Source organism: Neisseria sp. HMSC068C12 (genome assembly GCF_001814095.1).
In the GTDB taxonomy this organism is placed as follows: Bacteria; Pseudomonadota; Gammaproteobacteria; order Burkholderiales; family Neisseriaceae; genus Neisseria; species Neisseria perflava.
The window spans coordinates 243,362-259,849 of the sequence record NZ_KV814801.1; the positions used below are offsets into that span (position 1 = coordinate 243,362).

Below are 16,488 nucleotides of genomic sequence, written 5' to 3' on the forward strand. Positions count from 1 at the left end.
TGAAACCGTATATTTATGTAAACATCAGGCCGTCTGAAACTTGATTTTCGGTTTTCAGACGGCCTTTTCCTTTATAATCCGTACATTATTTTCATACATACAGCAGGTTCCCCATGTCCAACAAACCCACACTCCTTCTCGTTGACGGCTCTTCCTATCTTTACCGCGCCTATCATGCTATGGGGCAGAATTTGTCCGCGCCTGACGGTGCGCCGACGGGGGCGATGTATGGCGTGTTGAACATGCTGCGCCGGTTGAGGGCGGATTATGTACACGACTATTGCGCGGTGGTGTTTGATGCGAAGGGCAAAAATTTTCGCCATGAGATGTTCCCCGACTATAAGGCGACGCGCCCGCCAATGCCGGATGATTTGCGCCCGCAGGCGGAAGCCTTGCCGGATTTGGTGCGCCTGATGGGCTGGCCGGTATTGGTGATTCCGCAGGTAGAAGCGGACGACGTTATCGGCACTTTGGCTAAGATGGCTGGCGAAGCAGGGTGGAATGTGGTGGTATCTACCGGTGATAAGGACATGGCGCAGTTGGTGAACGATCGCGTGACGCTGGTGAACACGATGAGCGGCGAAACGCTGGATATTGAAGGCGTGAAGGAAAAATTCGGCGTGCGCCCCGACCAAATCCGCGATTATCTCGCGCTGATGGGCGACAAGGTGGACAACGTGCCGGGCGTGGGAAAATGCGGCCCGAAAACGGCGGTGAAGTGGCTGGAAGCCTACGGCTCGCTGGCCGGAGTGATGGAACATGCTGCTGAAATCAAAGGCAAGGTGGGTGAAAACCTGCAAGCCGCTTTGGAACAACTGCCGCTGTCGTATGATTTGGTAACGATTAAAACCGATGTGGATTTGCACACCGAGCTTTCAGACGGCCTCGAAAGCCTGCGCCGCACTACGCCTAAATGGGCGCAGCTGGTTGTCGATTTCAAACGCTGGGGCTTCCGCACTTGGTTGAAAGAAGCGGAAAGCCGTATGCACGAAGCGCAAAACACTGATTTGTTCGGCAGTGAGCATATCGGCGAACAAGCCGCATTGGCGATGGAAACACAGCCTGAAAAACAACCCGAACTTGCCCCAGCCCCTGAGAAACTGGATTATCAAGCTGTTACCACCGAAGCGCAGTTTGCCGCTTTGTTGGACAAACTGTCGCAGGCGGACAAAATCGGCATCGATACAGAAACCACGTCATTAGACGCGATGAACGCCGCGCTGGTCGGCATCAGCATCGCGTTCCAAGCAGGCGAAGCGGTTTACATCCCAGTAGGACACAGCCTGACTGCTGCACCCGAACAACTTGATTTGCAAGACGTATTAGGCCATCTGAAACCGCATTTGGAAAACCCAGCCCTGAAAAAAATCGGGCAAAACCTCAAATACGACCAACACGTTTTCGCCAACTACGACATCGCCCTGAACGGCATTGCCGGAGATTCCATGCTCGCTTCCTACATCATCGAGAGCCATCTCGGACACGGCTTGGACGAGTTGTCCGAACGCTGGCTCGGCTTGGAAACCATTACCTACGAATCGTTGTGCGGCAAAGGCGCGAAGCAAATCAGTTTTGCCGATGTCGCCATCGGGCAGGCGACCGAATACGCCGCTCAAGATGCCGATTTCGCCCTGCGCCTCGAAGCGCACCTGCGCGCGCAGATGGATGCCAAACAGCTTGAAATGTATGAAAAAATGGAGCTGTCCGTCGCGCAAGTATTGTTTGAAATGGAACGCAACGGCGTGCAAATCGACCGCGCCGAACTCGCCCGCCAAAGCGCAGAACTCGGCGCCGAGCTGATGAAGCTCGAACAAGAAGCCTACGTCGCAGCAGGCCAGCCGTTCAACCTCAACTCGCCCAAACAGCTTCAAGAAATCCTGTTCGACAAAATGGGCATTCCCACCAAAGGCCTGAAAAAAACCGCCAAAGGCGGCATTTCCACCAACGAAGCCGTGCTCGAACAGCTCGCACCCGACTACCCCCTGCCCAAAATCATCCTGCAAAACCGCAGCTTGGCGAAACTCAAATCCACCTACACCGACAAACTGCCCGAAATGATTTCACCCAAAGACGGCCGCGTGCATACCACCTACGCCCAAGCCGTCGCCATTACCGGCCGCCTCGCCAGCAACAACCCCAACCTGCAAAACATCCCCATCCGCACCGCAGAAGGCCGCCGCGTGCGCCGCGCCTTCACCGCACCGCAAGGCAACGTCATCGTTTCCGCCGACTACTCCCAAATCGAGCTGCGCATCATGGCGCACCTCTCCGGCGACAAAACCCTCATTACCGCGTTCCAAAACGGCGAAGACGTACACCGCCGCACCGCCGCCGAAGTATTCGGCATCACTCCCGAAAACGTCTCGTCCGAACAACGCCGCTACGCCAAAACCATCAACTTCGGCCTCATTTACGGCATGGGCCAATACGGCCTCGCCAAATCATTGGGCATCGACAACATCTCCGCCAAAAACTTTATCGACCGCTACTTCGCCCGCTATCCCGGCGTCGCCGAATACATGCAGCGCACCAAAGAACAAGCCGCCGCGCAAGGCTTCGTCGAAACCCTGTTCGGCCGTCGCCTCTACCTGCCCGACATTCACAACAAAAACGCCAACGCCCGTGCCGGAGCCGAACGCGCCGCTATCAACGCCCCCATGCAAGGCACCGCCTCCGACCTCATCAAACGCGCCATGATAGACGTATCCCGCTGGCTGGCTTCAGATGAACTGAAGAGCAAGCTGATTATGCAGGTGCATGATGAATTGGTGTTGGAAGTACCCGAAGCCGAACTGGATTTAGTCAAAGAAAAACTGCCGCAGATTATGGCGAAAGTGGACGAAGGGATGTTGAACGTGCCGCTGGTGGCAGAAGTGGGCGTGGGTATGAATTGGGAAGAGGCGCATTGATTGATGTGCAGAAACTCTTTAATTATACGAAAAACCCCGTTGAAATAATCAACGGGGTTATAAGCTCGCATTCATGGGGGTATAACACTATATTTACTAGCCCATCGATCCCCTTGAACTAACGGGCCTATTGTATAATTTTAAAAAATAGATGTCAAGTTAACCAAATCCATTAGAGTAAGAGTATGATTCCATATAACGAAATTAAGAATGCATTATCAACTGAGCGTTTTGGTACTTATTTGAGCGCATGTAATAATGATGTTTCCCAAGCATGTCAACTGTATCGATGGAATACAGTTGTAAGTGGTGCTTTTATGCCATGGCTTAGTATTGTTGAAATTATTTTACGAAATCGTATTCATCTAGTCTTAAGCAGAATTCATGGCAACGGATGGCCATGGTGTATTGGTTTCGAGAGAACATTACCACAAAATATGGGAGCCAGATTATTTGATCCATTAGGAATTTTACAGAAAGCCCGTAATAAGCATCAGAGATCGAGACAAACTAGTAAAGTGATAGCTGATCTAAATTTTGCTTTTTGGCATCACTTACTTAAACAAAACTATACTGGTCCAATTTGGAATAATAATCTTTATATAGCTTTTCCTAATTTGAGTACTAACCAAAATGTTTCAGTTCTCTTAAGGAGTTTACAAAATAAAATTGAGAATATCCGTGAACTAAGAAATCGAATTGCTCATCATGAACCTATTTTTCAACGTAATTTAGTTGATGATTATGCATCAATAATTCAATTTGTTTCTAGTTGCCATTCTCAAGATTTTTTAGATTGGTTGCAAAAGGATATTAGTCATAATCGACTAGGCGGTAATTATCTTGATTTTATTTTGCAAGAGAAGCCATGACAAATCGGAGATTGGGTACTTAATATCTGACAAAATTTGCAGCTATCTCAAAAGTAGCCGTAGTCGGATACTTGTATCCGACAAAATCGCAGTACTCTCAAAAACCGTCGGATTCAAGAATCAGATCTGCCAAATCGAAACCCAAAATCCATCCAAGGCCGTCTGAAAACCTGTTTCATGGTTTTTCAGACGACCTTTATTCTTCCCGCCGACAGGCATACAATCAAAAGTGCAGTACCTTTCATTGATTCAATACAAGGAGACAGTTATGCGCGGCATAAAATCAGTTGCATTGTTGTGTACTTTGGCATTGGGTGCGCCGGCGTTTTCGGCGGGTTTGACCAAAACGCTGCCGGGTGATTTGACGACGGCTCAGGCGCAGGCGGTGGTGCAGGCTTCGATGAAAAAGGCGCGTGAAATCAAGGTGCCGATGAATATCGCGGTTATGGACGCGGGCGGTAATTTGAAGGCGTTCGCGCGTATGGACGATGCGTTTATCGGCAGTATTGATATTGCGCAGAAAAAGGCGAAAACGGCACGCTATTTCAATATGTCCACCCGCGATTTGGGCAAGGCTTCGCAGCCGGGCGGCGATCTTTACGGTATTGAGGTGACCAACGACGGTTTGGTGATTTTTCCCGGCGGTGTGCTGTTGGTGGATAAAAACGGTGTTATCGTCGGCAGTGTCGGTGTGAGCGGCGGCTCGGTCGATGAAGACGAAAGCGTCGCGAAAGCAGGTGCGGCAGTATTGTCGGGAAGTTAAGCCGTAGTTTGAAACAAGACCCAATGCGTTTCTTTTCATGATTTGCGTTGGGTTGTTGAAATAGGTAGAGGCCGTCTGAAAATGTGGGTTTAACCCCACACTATTTTCAGACGGCCTTTTTCTATTCCGATTCTCTACATTCTATTCACCGTATGCTTTTGTTTGCGGCCTTTTATCTCTTTTTTTCATGAATAATGTTGTCGGTGTTACAATCGGCATATTCTTATTGTTATCAAACAGGTGTTTCATGCAGTTTTTCGGCCTGCTTATTCCTATTATTATCGGCTATTTTGCTGATGAGATGTTCACCGGCGTCATTGTTGGGTCGTTGTTTTGGCTGGTTGCTTGGTCAATCTCGAAACAGCGTCAAGAAGAGCGTTTGGCTGAATCTGCTACGGCAGGCGACAGGATGCAGAAGCTGGAGCAGGAAATCGAGCTGCTGAAACAGCGTTTGTTGGTGTTGGAACATGAGGCTGTCCGTGATGAGGCGAAGGTAGGGCAGGGGCTTGAGGCTCGGGCTGTTGCCGATGTTCAGACGGCCTCTGAGCCGCTTCATGTTCGGGTTGAGCCTGAGGCGGAAGCTGCGCCTGTTAAGCAGAAAATTGAAGAGGCATTTGCTCCTTCTTTTTCTATACCTATTGATCCTGTACCTACCAAGGCTTCTGCTTCGTCTGAGCCTGTTGTGGAAGAAGTTGTCGAGGCGGTTGCTCCGGTTGCTGCTGAACAAGAAGAGCTGCCTAAAGAAGAGGTTGTTGTTGCTTCGATGCCGTCTGAAAACGAAGAGGCTCCATCGCGTCAATTCGTTATCCATAAAGATAAGGTGGAAGGCGGAGAATATAAGTTTTCCGACAATCCGATTGTTGCTTGGTTCTTGCGCGGTAATCCGCTGTTGAAAACCGGTATTGTGGTGCTGTTCCTCGGCTTGGCGTTTCTCTTGCGCTATGCCTCCGAGCGGGTTCATGTGCCGGTGGAGCTGCGTTATTTGACTGTAGCAGGCGCGGGTTTGGCGGCGGTGGTCGGCGGCTGGAAGCTGCAAAGCCGTAAGCGTGAATATGGCTTGGTGTTGCAGGGTTTCGGCGTGGCGGTGATATATTTAACGGCGTTGGCGGCGTTGAAACTGCATCCGCTGTTGCCTGTGTCGGTCGTGTTCGGGCTGATGGTGGCGATGGTTGTGCTGATGGCGTGGCTGGCGGTAAGGCAGAATGCGCAGATTATGGCGCAGGTTGCTTTAATCGGCGGTATGGCTGCGCCTTTGCTGACTTCAGACGGCAGCGGCAATTATTTGGTGCTGTTTTCTTATCTTGCCCTGCTCAATGCTGGTGTGGCCGCGATTGCGTGGTTTAAGGCATGGCGCCCGCTGAACCTGACGGGTTTTGTCGCTACTTTTGCCATTGCCGCGCTGTGGGGCATGCGAAGTTATACGCCGCAACATTTCGCCACTACCGAGCCTTTCCTGATTTACCACTGGCTGCTCTATACCTTTATCGCGTATCTGTTCGCACGCCGTAAGTTGACGGAAAACAGCGAAGACGGCGTTACACCGATTGCCGACAATGCGACTTTGGAAGAAATCGGCAAGAGTATTTATACACACGGCCTGCGCGTGCATGTCCTCGACCATACTTTATTGTTTGGCACGATGGCGGCGGCATTCGGCCTGCAATACCGCATGGTGGAACATTGGCCGGCTGCGGATGCGCTTTCCGCATTGGGTTTTGCCGCGGTTTACGGACTGGCCGCGCTGCTGCTGAAACGTCAGCAGGGTTTGTATATTTTGCGTCAGGCGTTTTTTGCGTTGGCGGTGTTGTTCCTTACGATTGCCGTTCCGCTTTATTTTGAACCGAGCAATACGGTCATTTTATGGAGTGCCGAATCCGCACTGGTTTATTTCTTCGGTTTGCGCCAACAGCGTCCGCATATCCGTTTGGGTGCGCTGATGGTTTATCTCTTGGCGGCACTGATTCAATTGGGCAATTATCAGGGCTTCGGCACGGATACCGTTCTGGAAGGGCAGTGGTTTACAACGGTTGTGGTGTTGCTTGGCGGAGCGGCGATTTACTTGCTGTGGTATTTCTCGCGTCGCGAAGGTTCGGCGCAATGGGAAAAATCTGTTCAGACGGCCGTGTTGTCTGCCGCCTTGCTGTACATCTCTATTTTGCCTTTGCTCTTCTTGGCCGAGCGCGGCTGCATTGTCGCTCTTTCCGCTTTGGCGGCGGCGTGGGCATTCTGTCGGCGCAAACACGAGCCGAATGTGTTTATCACATTTACCTTGGGCAATGTATTGTTCGCCCTGTTGCTGCAAGCCGGTATTATTTATGAATCCCAAGGTTTCCTGAGCCATCTGTACCTTATTGCCGCTACGCCTTTGCTGTTTGCGGCTGCCTACGCGCTGCAATATCCACGCGTGCCGGTTAACACCGAAAAGCCGGAAGGAAACGAGGTTTACTTTGCGAAGGTTGCAGGCTGGATCATCCTGCTTACTGCGTTGGCGACAGGCAGCTACGCCCTTTATATGCAATGGACAGGCGAGGAAACCCTGTTTACCCAGTTGTGGCTGTGGCCGATATTTGCCGGCCTGCTGCTGTTTGCCAAACGTCTGAAATGGGAAGAGCTTCTGCAAACCAATTTGGCATTCTTGCCATTGTTTGGCCTGCATTTCCTCTCCTACCATACCGAACATGCGGTGACAGCCGCCGCAGCCTTGCCGCTTGCCGCCGCTACCGTGTTGAACTTCATTATTCTGAACAACTATCCGCGCCATGATCTGATTTGGTTGCACAAACTCAATATCACGATACTCGGCGTACTTTGGACGCTTTGGACCGCGCTGTATGTCGGTGGTCTTCTCTCCGGCGTTTGGTCGCAGCTCTCATGGCTGGTTGTGCCTTTGGCGATGTGGATTGTTTTCCATACGCAGCGCCACCGCGAATTTTTCAGACGGCATCAAGCCATTTATCAGCATTTTGCTATGCCGTTGTGCGCCCTTGCCGCTGCCTGTTGGATGCTGTGGACCAACTTCTCCACGCCGTTCCAACCTTCACCGTTGCCGTATATTCCCGTGCTCAATCCGGTGGAACTCGCCAGCGCCGGCATGCTTTGGTTTGCCCTGAAATCCCTGCCCGAAGCCTTGCCGCCCGAGCTTCGCCGTACCACGGCAACCACAGTTTCCGCCTTGGCATTTATGCTGATCAGCGCAGGCGTGATGCGCGTATGGCATTTCTACGACGGCATTACTTGGCGTCTCGACATCATGCTCCAATCCTTCGGCCTGCAAGCCAGCCTCTCCGTCGTTTGGGCAGTAACCGCCATCATCTTGATGGTACTCGGCAACCGCCGCAAACAGCGTTCCTACTGGATGACAGGCGCGACGCTGATGGGCATCGTGGTCGTCAAACTCTTCCTGATCGAGCTTTCCAACAGCGGCGGTATCGAGCGCATTGCCTCCTTCATCATCGTCGGCTTGCTGTTGCTTCTGGTCGGCTGGTTTGCCCCCGTTCCGCCCAAAGCAGAGAATGATGGCGAACCTAAAGCCTAATCACTAATCCCCAAAGGAAAAGACCGTCTGAAACCCCATTTAAGTTTCAGACGGCCTGAGACCTTTGCAAAGGATGGTTGAACAAATTATACATTATACCCGTGCAGAAAACGTGCTGCTTCATTGTTCCATTTGACCAAATGATCGCCTTTGGCCGTCAGGTTTTCAGCACCGCGCTCGCCCAAGATAATCTCGGAAGACTGGCGTTTGCCTGTTTTCAACGCAATTTTGGTCGGCAGGTTGTCACGTAGGCGGCCGCTGAGTGTTTTCGCATCGGGGCGTTGCGTTGCCAATAACAGATACATTCCTGCGGAGCGCGCTTTTTGTGCCAGCCGTACCAAATGCCCTTCTGCGTCACTGCTGACATCGATAAGGTCGGCCAGTTCGTCAATCACGATAACAACATATTTTGGACGGGCGTGCTGTGGGACTTCTGCAATATCCTTTGCAGCGTATTCGTCCATCAGGCGGTATCGTTTATCCATCTCGTCAGCAAAAGACGACAATATTTCAGCAGCTTCTTCCGCATCGCTGACTATGCGCCCCTGCCATAAATTCGGACGGTCTTTGAAGGCGGCGAAATCCGCAGAAACTTTGCAATAACACACGACGATTTCCGTTTCATTCTGAGGAGCGAGTTCGAACAGGGAAGCCAGCATTGAGCGCACCAGTACCGATTTCCCAGCCCCCGTTTCCCCGCCTACCATCACATGCGGCGCGGTGGCAAAATCTTGAAACACGGGTTCGCCGCGTTCGTCCAAACCGATACACACTGGCAATCTGAATTGCTGTGCCGATGCGCGGTATTGCTGTAAGGCCGTCTGAAACTCACTTTGCCCGTATTGCCGCCAAGTGTCTTGCGGGCGCAGGATATTGATGTGCCATGTATTGGCTTCGCCGCGTATGCGTCCGCAGCGCATTTCGTCATCGCCGATGCCTAATTCGGAGCAAATCTGGCTGTGGTATTTTTCCAAATCCACATAGCAGTCGAACTGTACGCGCAAGCAGTCGTAGCGCACGCCGACGTATTCTAGTTGTATCGTGCCGCCCTTGCCGACTGTTTTGTCCAGTGCGGTTTTAAGTTTGATGCGGGCTGCATCGAGTGTTCCGACATTTTCTGCGGGAAATTCGCTTGAACTAGAAATCTCTCCTGCATGTTGCCGTCCGCTACTGTTTTTAACAGCCAATTCAGCCAATTCGTTCAAAAAGGCCTGCCGTTGTGCCAAATCGTCATCGGGTTTGAATTGTCTGCAACGTTCCCAAAACGCATGCAAACCAAGCGCGCCGGTATGCCACAGGTCGGCAATTAGTTTGTACAAATCATCTTTTCCCGCCAGTTTCCCTTGCCTGATGTGGAACAGGGTTTCGCTCAACAGGGCAAGCCAAAGCCGCGAATGGTCTTGAAAGCAGGTTTGGAAAGAAGGGATGTCGATGCCTTTGGTATCGGGGGCGGCAGTCAAATTTTCCGGCTGGCGAGCCCAGCCTTTGGCAAAGCAATAGCCGATACAGAGTACCGCCCACTCGTAGTTGTTGTCCAGATGCGGCAACGCACCTGCGTGGGTGAGTTTTTCGCGTATGGCTTTGGCTTCGCTGCTGGAAATAATGTGTTTGTCGCTAATCAGGGTATGGAAATAGTCGGAATCCCACTGGCGGTTGTCTGGCAGCAGATACATGTATTGTTCCTTTAATTATTCGAAATAAACATCGGCAGTTACACGTGAACATGCGCCCGCGCTGTCCAGTGATTCGGCTTCCACCAGATAGGTGCGGCCGATATGCGGGTCGAGACGGCGGTACACTTCGGGGGTGATTTCGGTGTCCTGCGACAACAAAATCACCTGCTGTTCCAGCCCACTCCAATGCTTGAACAAACCTTCTCGGTGGCCCTCATCCAAACGTGCCAAAGGGGTATCGATGACAAAGGGGGCAGGATAGTGGGTAACTTCCGCCAATGCCGACACCAGCGACATAATCAGAATTTGCATTTGTCCGGCCGACAAATCGACCTGCGCTTCCCTGCCGTCGCGGCCGTAAAGCCCCATCCTTCCGTCGGCTTCGATGCTGATTTTGTGGATGCGGTCATCGTGTGCAATGGTGCGGTTGATGCGGGTGGCGGTTTCACCGATTTCACCCGCCTTTTGCCGCATTAGAGCATCGGTCAATGCGGCAATAACTTTTTCTACCTGTCCCGCACGGCGCGACTTCACCATCAGCGGGTTGCTGTCGCTGATTTTGTCTTGCAGTTTGCTGACTTCATCCTTTTTGCGCCGGCATTCTTTTTCTTTTTCCAACACGTTGCTTTTCAGGCTGCCCGAACGTTCTTTCAGTATATCGGCCTGCTTGTTCGCCTGTTTGAGCTGTTCCACCAGTTCGTCTTTGTTGCTGCCTTTGAGCAGCTCCAATTCTTCCAAGACTTGTTTTTGTTCGCTCCGCCGCTGTTCGATATCGGCCAGCAGGCTGCCTATCCTTCCTTGTGGCATACCCTGTATGCGGCTGATTTCGTTTTGGATTTCAGCATGGGCGTTTTTCGAGAGATAGTTGTGCTCGATAGTTTCGGCGCAATTTTCAGGCAACGGGTAAAATAATTCGTTCCAGCATTCGGCTACAGCTTCCTTCATCAGCGGGTCTTCCAAAATGGCGCAAGCCGAACGCCCCAATACTTCTTTGACTTTGCCGCTGCCGACAAACGCGCTCCAAAAATCGTTTACCCGTCCCGCAATCTGCTCCCTGCCGGCTTCATGGTGCAGGCGGTTGGCTTCTCGTTCGAGTTTGATTTTTAGCGCGTTCAGGCCGTCTGAAGGCAGGAAGGCCAGCGGCATGGCTTTAACCGCCGCCTTGACCTTCGCATTGAAATCGTCCATTTCCTTCTCCAGCCGTTCCCGCTGCATCAGCAAATCCTGCGAAGTGCGGATGTCGCTGCCGCCGCCGATCTGCTGTTGCAGCCTGCTTCTTTCCGCATCCCAATGCGCCCATTCCTGTTGTACTTTTTCCCATTCTTCACGGAATACATCATATTGCACTTGGGCAGAAGTCAATGCGCTTTCGGCTTTGTCCAAATCTTCCTGCATCTTTTTGCCCGCGTTCTCGGAAATGCAGCGTTTGCGGTAATCGCCAAGGCTGTCTGCAAGCCGCGTCAGCAGGGTTACGCCCAACAGGCCTTTCAGGGCGGTATTGAGCCACATACCCGTGCCGCTGCGTTCTGCAGCCTGCACGATTTTTTCGCCGTCGAAAAAGAAAAACGGCGCATAATCGAACGGCAGGGCGTAAGTGTTGAGATATTTGTCCAATTCGGCTAAATCGACAGGCAGGTAGCGGTCGTCAACCAGCACGTCTGCCCGCGTTTCGGTGCTTTCGCGTTCAAATTGCCTTTTCTCATTGAAATGCCATTTCCGGCGGATTTTCAGGCCGCAAATCTTACCTTGCCGCCGTTGGCGGATTTCAATTTCCAGCTCGATGCGGTATCGGCCGTATTGCGGCGCTGCTTTGTGATGCAGGGCAGCCTGCAGGAAATTCGGGTAATTGACATCTTTGCTGTTCAAGCCGGCCCGCTGCAAATGGCTGACCGCATCCGCGTCATACAGGCACAGGTAAACCGCTTCCAACAAAGTGGTTTTGCCGTGCCCGTTCATCGCGCCGATTAAAACAATGTTCTGCCCGTTTTTCGGTTCGGGAAAGGAGAAGGCCGCTTCTTGGTAGGATTTGAAATTAAGCAGCCTGATTGAATGTATCCACATATTCAGCCCCAATATTTCCTGTTTTCAAAAACTTCATCGAATACTTCGGTCATGCCGCGTTTGCGGATCCGTTCCTGTTGCTCGCGCTCCCATGCCGCCAAATCGGCCAGCGCATCGGGCGATACACCATGTTCGGCAGCGATTTTCTCTATCAGGTTTCTGGCATTTTCATCACTCCACAGCAGCAAATCAGCCACCTGTTCCCGTGTTTCCGTCTTCATTTTTATTCCTTGAGTAAGTGTTAATCAGATCTTCCGTCCAAATTCGCTTGATTAGGTCGATTTCGTCCTGCGAAATCAGTTCTTCGCCGAAAGCAGCCTGCACTTTTAGCAGCTTCGCCAGCATTTCCTGCCGCGCTGCGATGGTGAACGGGCCGGGGATGTGTTTGCCGCCTTTGAACGTGAGTTTTCCGTTGCGCCGTTCGGCCTGGCGGTATTCGGGTTTGTTGCGGATGTCCACCAGCCAGTCGCGGTATTCGATTAACGGTGTGAATTCGGTTTTCCCCGCGTCCACAAAGCCCTGCAGGCTTCTGTCCTTATTGACCACCGTGCACGTCCAGCAGCCGAAGCGGCTGGAATTGGTGCCGCAACCGGGGGCTTCTTCCTGCGACAGCACAATCGGACATTCGCCGCCGGCGGCTTCGCGGTAGAGCTTGATTAAATCGCTGTGTGCGCCTCCCCAGGGCGGGTCGTTGGCAGCAAGGAATTCCCACACGTCGTCGGTACTCAAATCGACAATCGGTCGGTACACCAACGCGTTTTTCAAATCACTGTGCGGGGTCAGATTGCTGTTTTCCAAGTTTTGGTGGCTTTCGATACTTGCTTTGCGGGTGGCAGATTCGTCTTTGCGCACGCCCAGTACGATGATGGCTTTGCCGTTTTCGTTTACTTTTTGCAGGATGTAGCCGCTAGTAGGCTGGATTTTCAGGCGGTCGGTGCACCAGCGCATTGAGCGGTTAGGCGTGGGGTAGCCTTTGCCGATGAGTAGCGTCCAAAAGGTGTCCTGCAATTTCGGCACGGTGATTTCGCCGCTGACGGGCAGCCTGAAAATTTCAGCGGCACGCAGAATTTCTGCCAAAGATTGGCGCATGTGTTTCACTACCAGCGGGCTTTCCACCAGCGTGTCGTTGGAAATGAAGAACACCTGCCGCGTCCGCAGCATCGGCGGCAGCGAAAGCAGCATGTCAAACACCAAATGGGCGACAAGGGTGCTGTCCTTGCCGCCTGAAAAGGTAACAATCCAAGGGTAGTGCTGCGTTTCGCTTAAATATTCTTCAGTGATGTTTTGGCGTATAGCGTCGAACGGGTTGGCAGGGTGTATGGGTATTACGGTCATTTTTATACATATTTCTTATTTGCACCTAAAACAGGTGCATGCGTGATTGTACCTAAAATCGGAGCGCATGAGAAATATTCGTTTGTCGGTACACTCTGCCGAACACACCTATTTGCGACAACTCCTTATCCGCAGAAGATTGGATTTGGGGTTGTCGCAGCGTGCATTGGCGGAACGGATGAATGTGGTGCATTCGTTCGTAGGAAAAGTGGAAACAGGTGACAGGCGGCTGGATATCTTTGAGTTTATTGATTATTGCCGCGCATTGAATTGGCAACCGGAGGAGGTATTGCAAAGTTTGCAGGAGGAAGCGGTATGAAAGATTTGGCAGCATTATTAAAATATGCGGAACAATTCCGCAGCCTGCATACAAGTTTTACACAAGCAAACAACCGTGCCCCGCATAAATTCATCCTTCTATACAGTTTATGCCTGCTGTATGAATCAGGCAGCCTGCACACAGAAAAAATTGATTTTTCGGATACGCTTTTGGAAGAATGGCAGGCAATATTCAGACAGTAATGGCAGCGGTGGGTGGCAAACGCATACCACCAAGAAAATTTCGGCATGCCGCTCTACCACATGAGGACCGAGCCGTTTTGGTATTTTTGTGTCAAACCTGGTATGGAAGATGCATTCGAACAAAAAAACCGCATGAAGGCTTTATCCAGCCTGCGTCAAACTGTTTCGGGCGTAGAAATCGATGCACTACTCGCACGGCTGCTTCGGCAGGCCGAAACGCGGGTGGTGCTGCAGGATGTGCTGTTGGCACAATTGTTTGAAATCTTATGAGCAGGGAAACGAGTGAAATTTAAAGTGCAGGCTGCTTTTTCATCACCCCAAAAGCAGCAGCCGTAGGTCGGATTCTCGAATCCGACATTTTCCAACAGCGTTTTTTTCGGAAACGATAGACGCGTCAATGTTTTTGTTGGATACGAGTATTCAACCTACATTTCTACTTCTGGATTCCCGCCTGCGAGGGAATGACGGCGGAGGTTTCGGCAAAATTGCTCCTCCCGTTTTCAGACGGCCTCTGCCATCTCCCTTCTACATCTCTTCCAATTTCGCAAACTTGGTATCTAGCTCTTTTACGCCCTGTTTGCCGAAGTTGATGGTCAGTCGGGCGGATTCGCCTTTGTCCACGGCATCGATGATGACGCCGGTGCCGAATTTGGCGTGGCGGACGTTTTGGCCGATGCGGAAGCCTGCGTAGGTTTGCGGCTGTTTGAAGTCGTCGAGGATTTTGTCTTTGAACGTGGCGGTTTGGCGTGTGTTGCCGTAGCTGTCGTAGACGGGTTTTTTGACGGACAGGTAGTGCAATACTTCGGGCGGGATTTCTTCGACGAAGCGGGAGACGATGCCGAATTGGGTTTGTCCGTGCAGCATGCGTTGTTGCGCCATGGTGATGTAGAGGCGTTTACGGGCGCGGGTGATGGCGACGTACATGAGGCGGCGTTCTTCTTCGAGGCCGCCGCGTTCGGCGAGGCTCATTTCGCTGGGGAAACGGCCTTCTTCCATGCCGGTGAGGAAGACGGCGTTAAATTCCAAGCCTTTGGAGGCGTGGACGGTCATCAGTTGGACGGCTTTTTCGCCTGCGCCTGCTTGGTTTTCGCCGGATTCGAGGGCGGCGTTGCTGAGGAAGGCGAGGATGGGGAAGGCGGGGTCGTCTGAAATGTTTTCAGGCAGGGTTTCAAAGTTGCTGTCTTCGGGTTTGAACTCGATGGCGGCGTTGACGAGTTCGTCGAGGTTGTCGAGGCGGTCTTGGTTGTCGCCTTTTTGGGTTCGGTAGTGTTCGGTCAGGCCGCTGTCTTTGAGGATGCCGACGATGATTTCGGACAGGGGCAGTTGTCCGACTTGGTTGCGCAGGGCTTCAATGAGGCGGACGAAGGCGACGATTTTGGTGGCTTTTGCGCTGGCGTTGCAGGCTGCCTGCCAGAGGGTGATGCCTTGTTCGTTTGAGGCCGTCTGAAGGTTTTCGATGGTGCGTGCGCCGATGCCGCGCGGTGGGAAGTTAATCACGCGCAAGAGGGCGTTGTCGTCGTCGGGATTGACGGCGAGGCGCAGGTAGGCGAGGGCGTGTTTGATTTCTTGGCGTTCGTAAAAGCGCAGGCCGCCGTAGATTTTGTAGGGGATGCCGCTGCGGAACAGGCTTTGTTCGATGACGCGGGATTGGGCGTTGCTGCGGTAGAGGACGGCGATTTCGTCCAAATTCCAGCCTTCGCGTTCGAGGGCTTTGGTTTCGTCCACGATGAATTGGGCTTCTTCGAGGTCGGTAAAGGCGGAGTAGTAGCGGATTTTATCGCCTGCTTCGGCGTCGGTGCGCAGGTTTTTGCCGAGGCGTTCGTCGTTGTTTTCGATGACGGCGTTGGCGGCGGCGAGGATGTTGCCGACAGAGCGGTAGTTTTGTTCGAGTTTGACGGGCGCGTCGATGTGGAATTCTTCCATCAGCGCGGTCATGTTGCCGACGTTTGCGCCGCGGAAGCGGTAAATGCTTTGGTCGTCATCGCCGACGGCAAACACTGCTGCGTGGTTGCCGGCGATTAATTTGAGCCAGGCGTATTGCAGCTTGTTGGTGTCTTGGAACTCGTCGACCAGAATGTGGTTGAAGCGGTTTTGGTAGTGTTGGCGCAGGATTTCGTTGCTTTGCAGCATTTCGTAGCTGCGGAGCATGAGTTCGGCGAAATCGACTACGCCTTCGCGTTGGCAGATTTTGTCGTATTCGGCGTAGCACTCAATCATGCGGCGTGTGTGCGGATCGGGCGCGCTCAATACGGAAGCGCGCAAGCCGGATTCTTTTTGCGCGTTGATAAAGCCTTGCAATGAACGCGGTGCGATGATTTCTTCGGCGATGTTGAGGCTTTTGAGCAGACGTTTGATGAGGGAGAGTTGGTCGCCGCTGTCGAGGATTTGGAAGGAAGAGGGCAGGCCTGCGTCGCGGTGGTGCAGGCGCAAAAAGCGGTGGCAGAGGCCGTGGAACGTGCCGAGCCACATGGCGCGGACGTTGACTGGAATCATTGCGCCCAAACGGGTCTGCATTTCTTTGGCGGCTTTGTTGGTAAACGTTACCGCCATAATGCTGTGCACGCTGGCTTGTCCGCTTTGCAACAGCCAGGCGATACGCGTGGTCAGCACGCGCGTTTTGCCGCTGCCTGCGCCTGCCAAAACGAGGGCGGATTGCGGCGGCCAGGTTACGGCGGAGAGTTGTTCGGGGTTTAAGCCTTGCAGGAGGTTGGGGGCGGATTCGTTGGGAAACATGAAGAGGCCGTCTGAAAATAAATGGGAATGCGATATTTTAAAGGAAATACAAAAGGCCGTCTGAAAAGATGTTTCAGACGGCCTT

At 52.3% G+C, this 16,488-nt stretch carries 12 protein-coding genes; 7 read left to right on the top strand and 5 right to left on the bottom strand.

The window, feature by feature from the left end:
• Positions 1–113 precede the first annotated feature (113 nt).
• The 4 genes from polA (at position 114) to HMPREF2952_RS03170 (ending at position 8,079) form a co-directional block, all read left to right on the top strand.
• On the top strand, positions 114–2,909 hold the full coding sequence (polA, locus tag HMPREF2952_RS03160) for a DNA polymerase I (protein ID WP_070695268.1): 2,796 nt from the start codon (positions 114–116) through the stop codon (positions 2,907–2,909).
• 185 nt (positions 2,910–3,094) lie between these two features.
• A complete protein-coding gene (locus HMPREF2952_RS10880; RefSeq protein ID WP_083314045.1) occupies positions 3,095–3,781 on the top strand; it encodes an Abi family protein in 687 nt (228 codons plus the stop codon).
• Positions 3,782–4,049: 268 nt separating this feature from the next.
• Positions 4,050–4,544, top strand: coding sequence for a GlcG/HbpS family heme-binding protein (locus tag HMPREF2952_RS03165; protein WP_070695269.1), 495 nt, complete (start codon positions 4,050–4,052; stop codon positions 4,542–4,544).
• Positions 4,545–4,791: 247 nt separating this feature from the next.
• Positions 4,792–8,079: a DUF2339 domain-containing protein gene (locus HMPREF2952_RS03170; protein WP_141754804.1), complete on the top strand. Its 3,288-nt coding sequence runs from the start codon at positions 4,792–4,794 to the stop codon at positions 8,077–8,079.
• 86 nt (positions 8,080–8,165) lie between these two features.
• On the opposite strand, the gene HMPREF2952_RS03175 is transcribed toward HMPREF2952_RS03170, so the two are convergent.
• From HMPREF2952_RS03175 to dndC, 4 genes are read right to left on the bottom strand one after another with little or no spacing between them, the layout of a single operon-like run.
• Positions 8,166–9,752, bottom strand: coding sequence for an FtsK/SpoIIIE domain-containing protein (locus tag HMPREF2952_RS03175; RefSeq protein ID WP_070695271.1), 1,587 nt, complete (start codon positions 9,750–9,752; stop codon positions 8,166–8,168).
• 15 nt (positions 9,753–9,767) lie between these two features.
• Complete coding sequence (dndD, locus tag HMPREF2952_RS03180) at positions 9,768–11,813, bottom strand: DNA sulfur modification protein DndD (protein WP_049258440.1); 2,046 nt, start codon at positions 11,811–11,813, stop codon at positions 9,768–9,770.
• 2 nt (positions 11,814–11,815) lie between these two features.
• Positions 11,816–12,034, bottom strand: a complete 219-nt coding sequence (locus HMPREF2952_RS03185) for a DNA modification system-associated small protein (protein WP_070695272.1) — start codon at positions 12,032–12,034, stop codon at positions 11,816–11,818.
• A complete protein-coding gene (gene dndC / locus HMPREF2952_RS03190) occupies positions 12,003–13,148 on the bottom strand; it encodes a DNA phosphorothioation system sulfurtransferase DndC (protein WP_063076790.1) in 1,146 nt (381 codons plus the stop codon). Before dndC ends, HMPREF2952_RS03185 begins: the two co-directional genes overlap by 32 nt.
• Positions 13,149–13,215: 67 nt before the next feature.
• On the opposite strand from dndC, the gene HMPREF2952_RS03195 reads away from it, so the two are divergent.
• From HMPREF2952_RS03195 to HMPREF2952_RS11470, 3 genes are read left to right on the top strand one after another with little or no spacing between them, the layout of a single operon-like run.
• Positions 13,216–13,467 (top strand): helix-turn-helix domain-containing protein, encoded by a 252-nt coding sequence (locus HMPREF2952_RS03195; RefSeq protein ID WP_049331660.1) that lies wholly within the window; start codon positions 13,216–13,218, stop codon positions 13,465–13,467.
• Positions 13,464–13,670 carry a hypothetical protein gene (locus tag HMPREF2952_RS11465; RefSeq protein ID WP_004518983.1) on the top strand — a complete coding sequence of 69 codons (207 nt, stop codon included), beginning with the start codon at positions 13,464–13,466 and terminating at the stop codon, positions 13,668–13,670. Before HMPREF2952_RS03195 ends, HMPREF2952_RS11465 begins: the two co-directional genes overlap by 4 nt.
• A 12-nt stretch (positions 13,671–13,682) precedes the next feature.
• Positions 13,683–13,940 carry a hypothetical protein gene (locus HMPREF2952_RS11470; protein ID WP_004518982.1) on the top strand — a complete coding sequence of 86 codons (258 nt, stop codon included), beginning with the start codon at positions 13,683–13,685 and terminating at the stop codon, positions 13,938–13,940.
• Positions 13,941–14,195: 255 nt separating this feature from the next.
• Here HMPREF2952_RS11470 and uvrD read toward each other — a convergent pair whose 3' ends face one another.
• Positions 14,196–16,403 carry a DNA helicase II gene (gene uvrD / locus HMPREF2952_RS03210; protein WP_070695273.1) on the bottom strand — a complete coding sequence of 736 codons (2,208 nt, stop codon included), beginning with the start codon at positions 16,401–16,403 and terminating at the stop codon, positions 14,196–14,198.
• Positions 16,404–16,488 lie beyond the last annotated feature (85 nt).

What these genes read in the sequence shown, in the direction of transcription:
- polA (WP_070695268.1), top strand. Translation starts at nt 114, where the DNA reads ATGTCCAACAAACCCACACTCCTTCTCGTTGACGGCTCTTCCTATCTT.
- HMPREF2952_RS10880 (WP_083314045.1), top strand. Translation starts at nt 3,095, where the DNA reads ATGATTCCATATAACGAAATTAAGAATGCATTATCAACTGAGCGTTTT.
- HMPREF2952_RS03165 (WP_070695269.1), top strand. Translation starts at nt 4,050, where the DNA reads ATGCGCGGCATAAAATCAGTTGCATTGTTGTGTACTTTGGCATTGGGT.
- HMPREF2952_RS03170 (WP_141754804.1), top strand. Translation starts at nt 4,792, where the DNA reads ATGCAGTTTTTCGGCCTGCTTATTCCTATTATTATCGGCTATTTTGCT.
- HMPREF2952_RS03175 (WP_070695271.1), bottom strand. Translation starts at nt 9,752, where the DNA reads ATGTATCTGCTGCCAGACAACCGCCAGTGGGATTCCGACTATTTCCAT.
- dndD (WP_049258440.1), bottom strand. Translation starts at nt 11,813, where the DNA reads ATGTGGATACATTCAATCAGGCTGCTTAATTTCAAATCCTACCAAGAA.
- HMPREF2952_RS03185 (WP_070695272.1), bottom strand. Translation starts at nt 12,034, where the DNA reads ATGAAGACGGAAACACGGGAACAGGTGGCTGATTTGCTGCTGTGGAGT.
- dndC (WP_063076790.1), bottom strand. Translation starts at nt 13,148, where the DNA reads ATGACCGTAATACCCATACACCCTGCCAACCCGTTCGACGCTATACGC.
- HMPREF2952_RS03195 (WP_049331660.1), top strand. Translation starts at nt 13,216, where the DNA reads ATGAGAAATATTCGTTTGTCGGTACACTCTGCCGAACACACCTATTTG.
- HMPREF2952_RS11465 (WP_004518983.1), top strand. Translation starts at nt 13,464, where the DNA reads ATGAAAGATTTGGCAGCATTATTAAAATATGCGGAACAATTCCGCAGC.
- uvrD (WP_070695273.1), bottom strand. Translation starts at nt 16,403, where the DNA reads ATGTTTCCCAACGAATCCGCCCCCAACCTCCTGCAAGGCTTAAACCCC.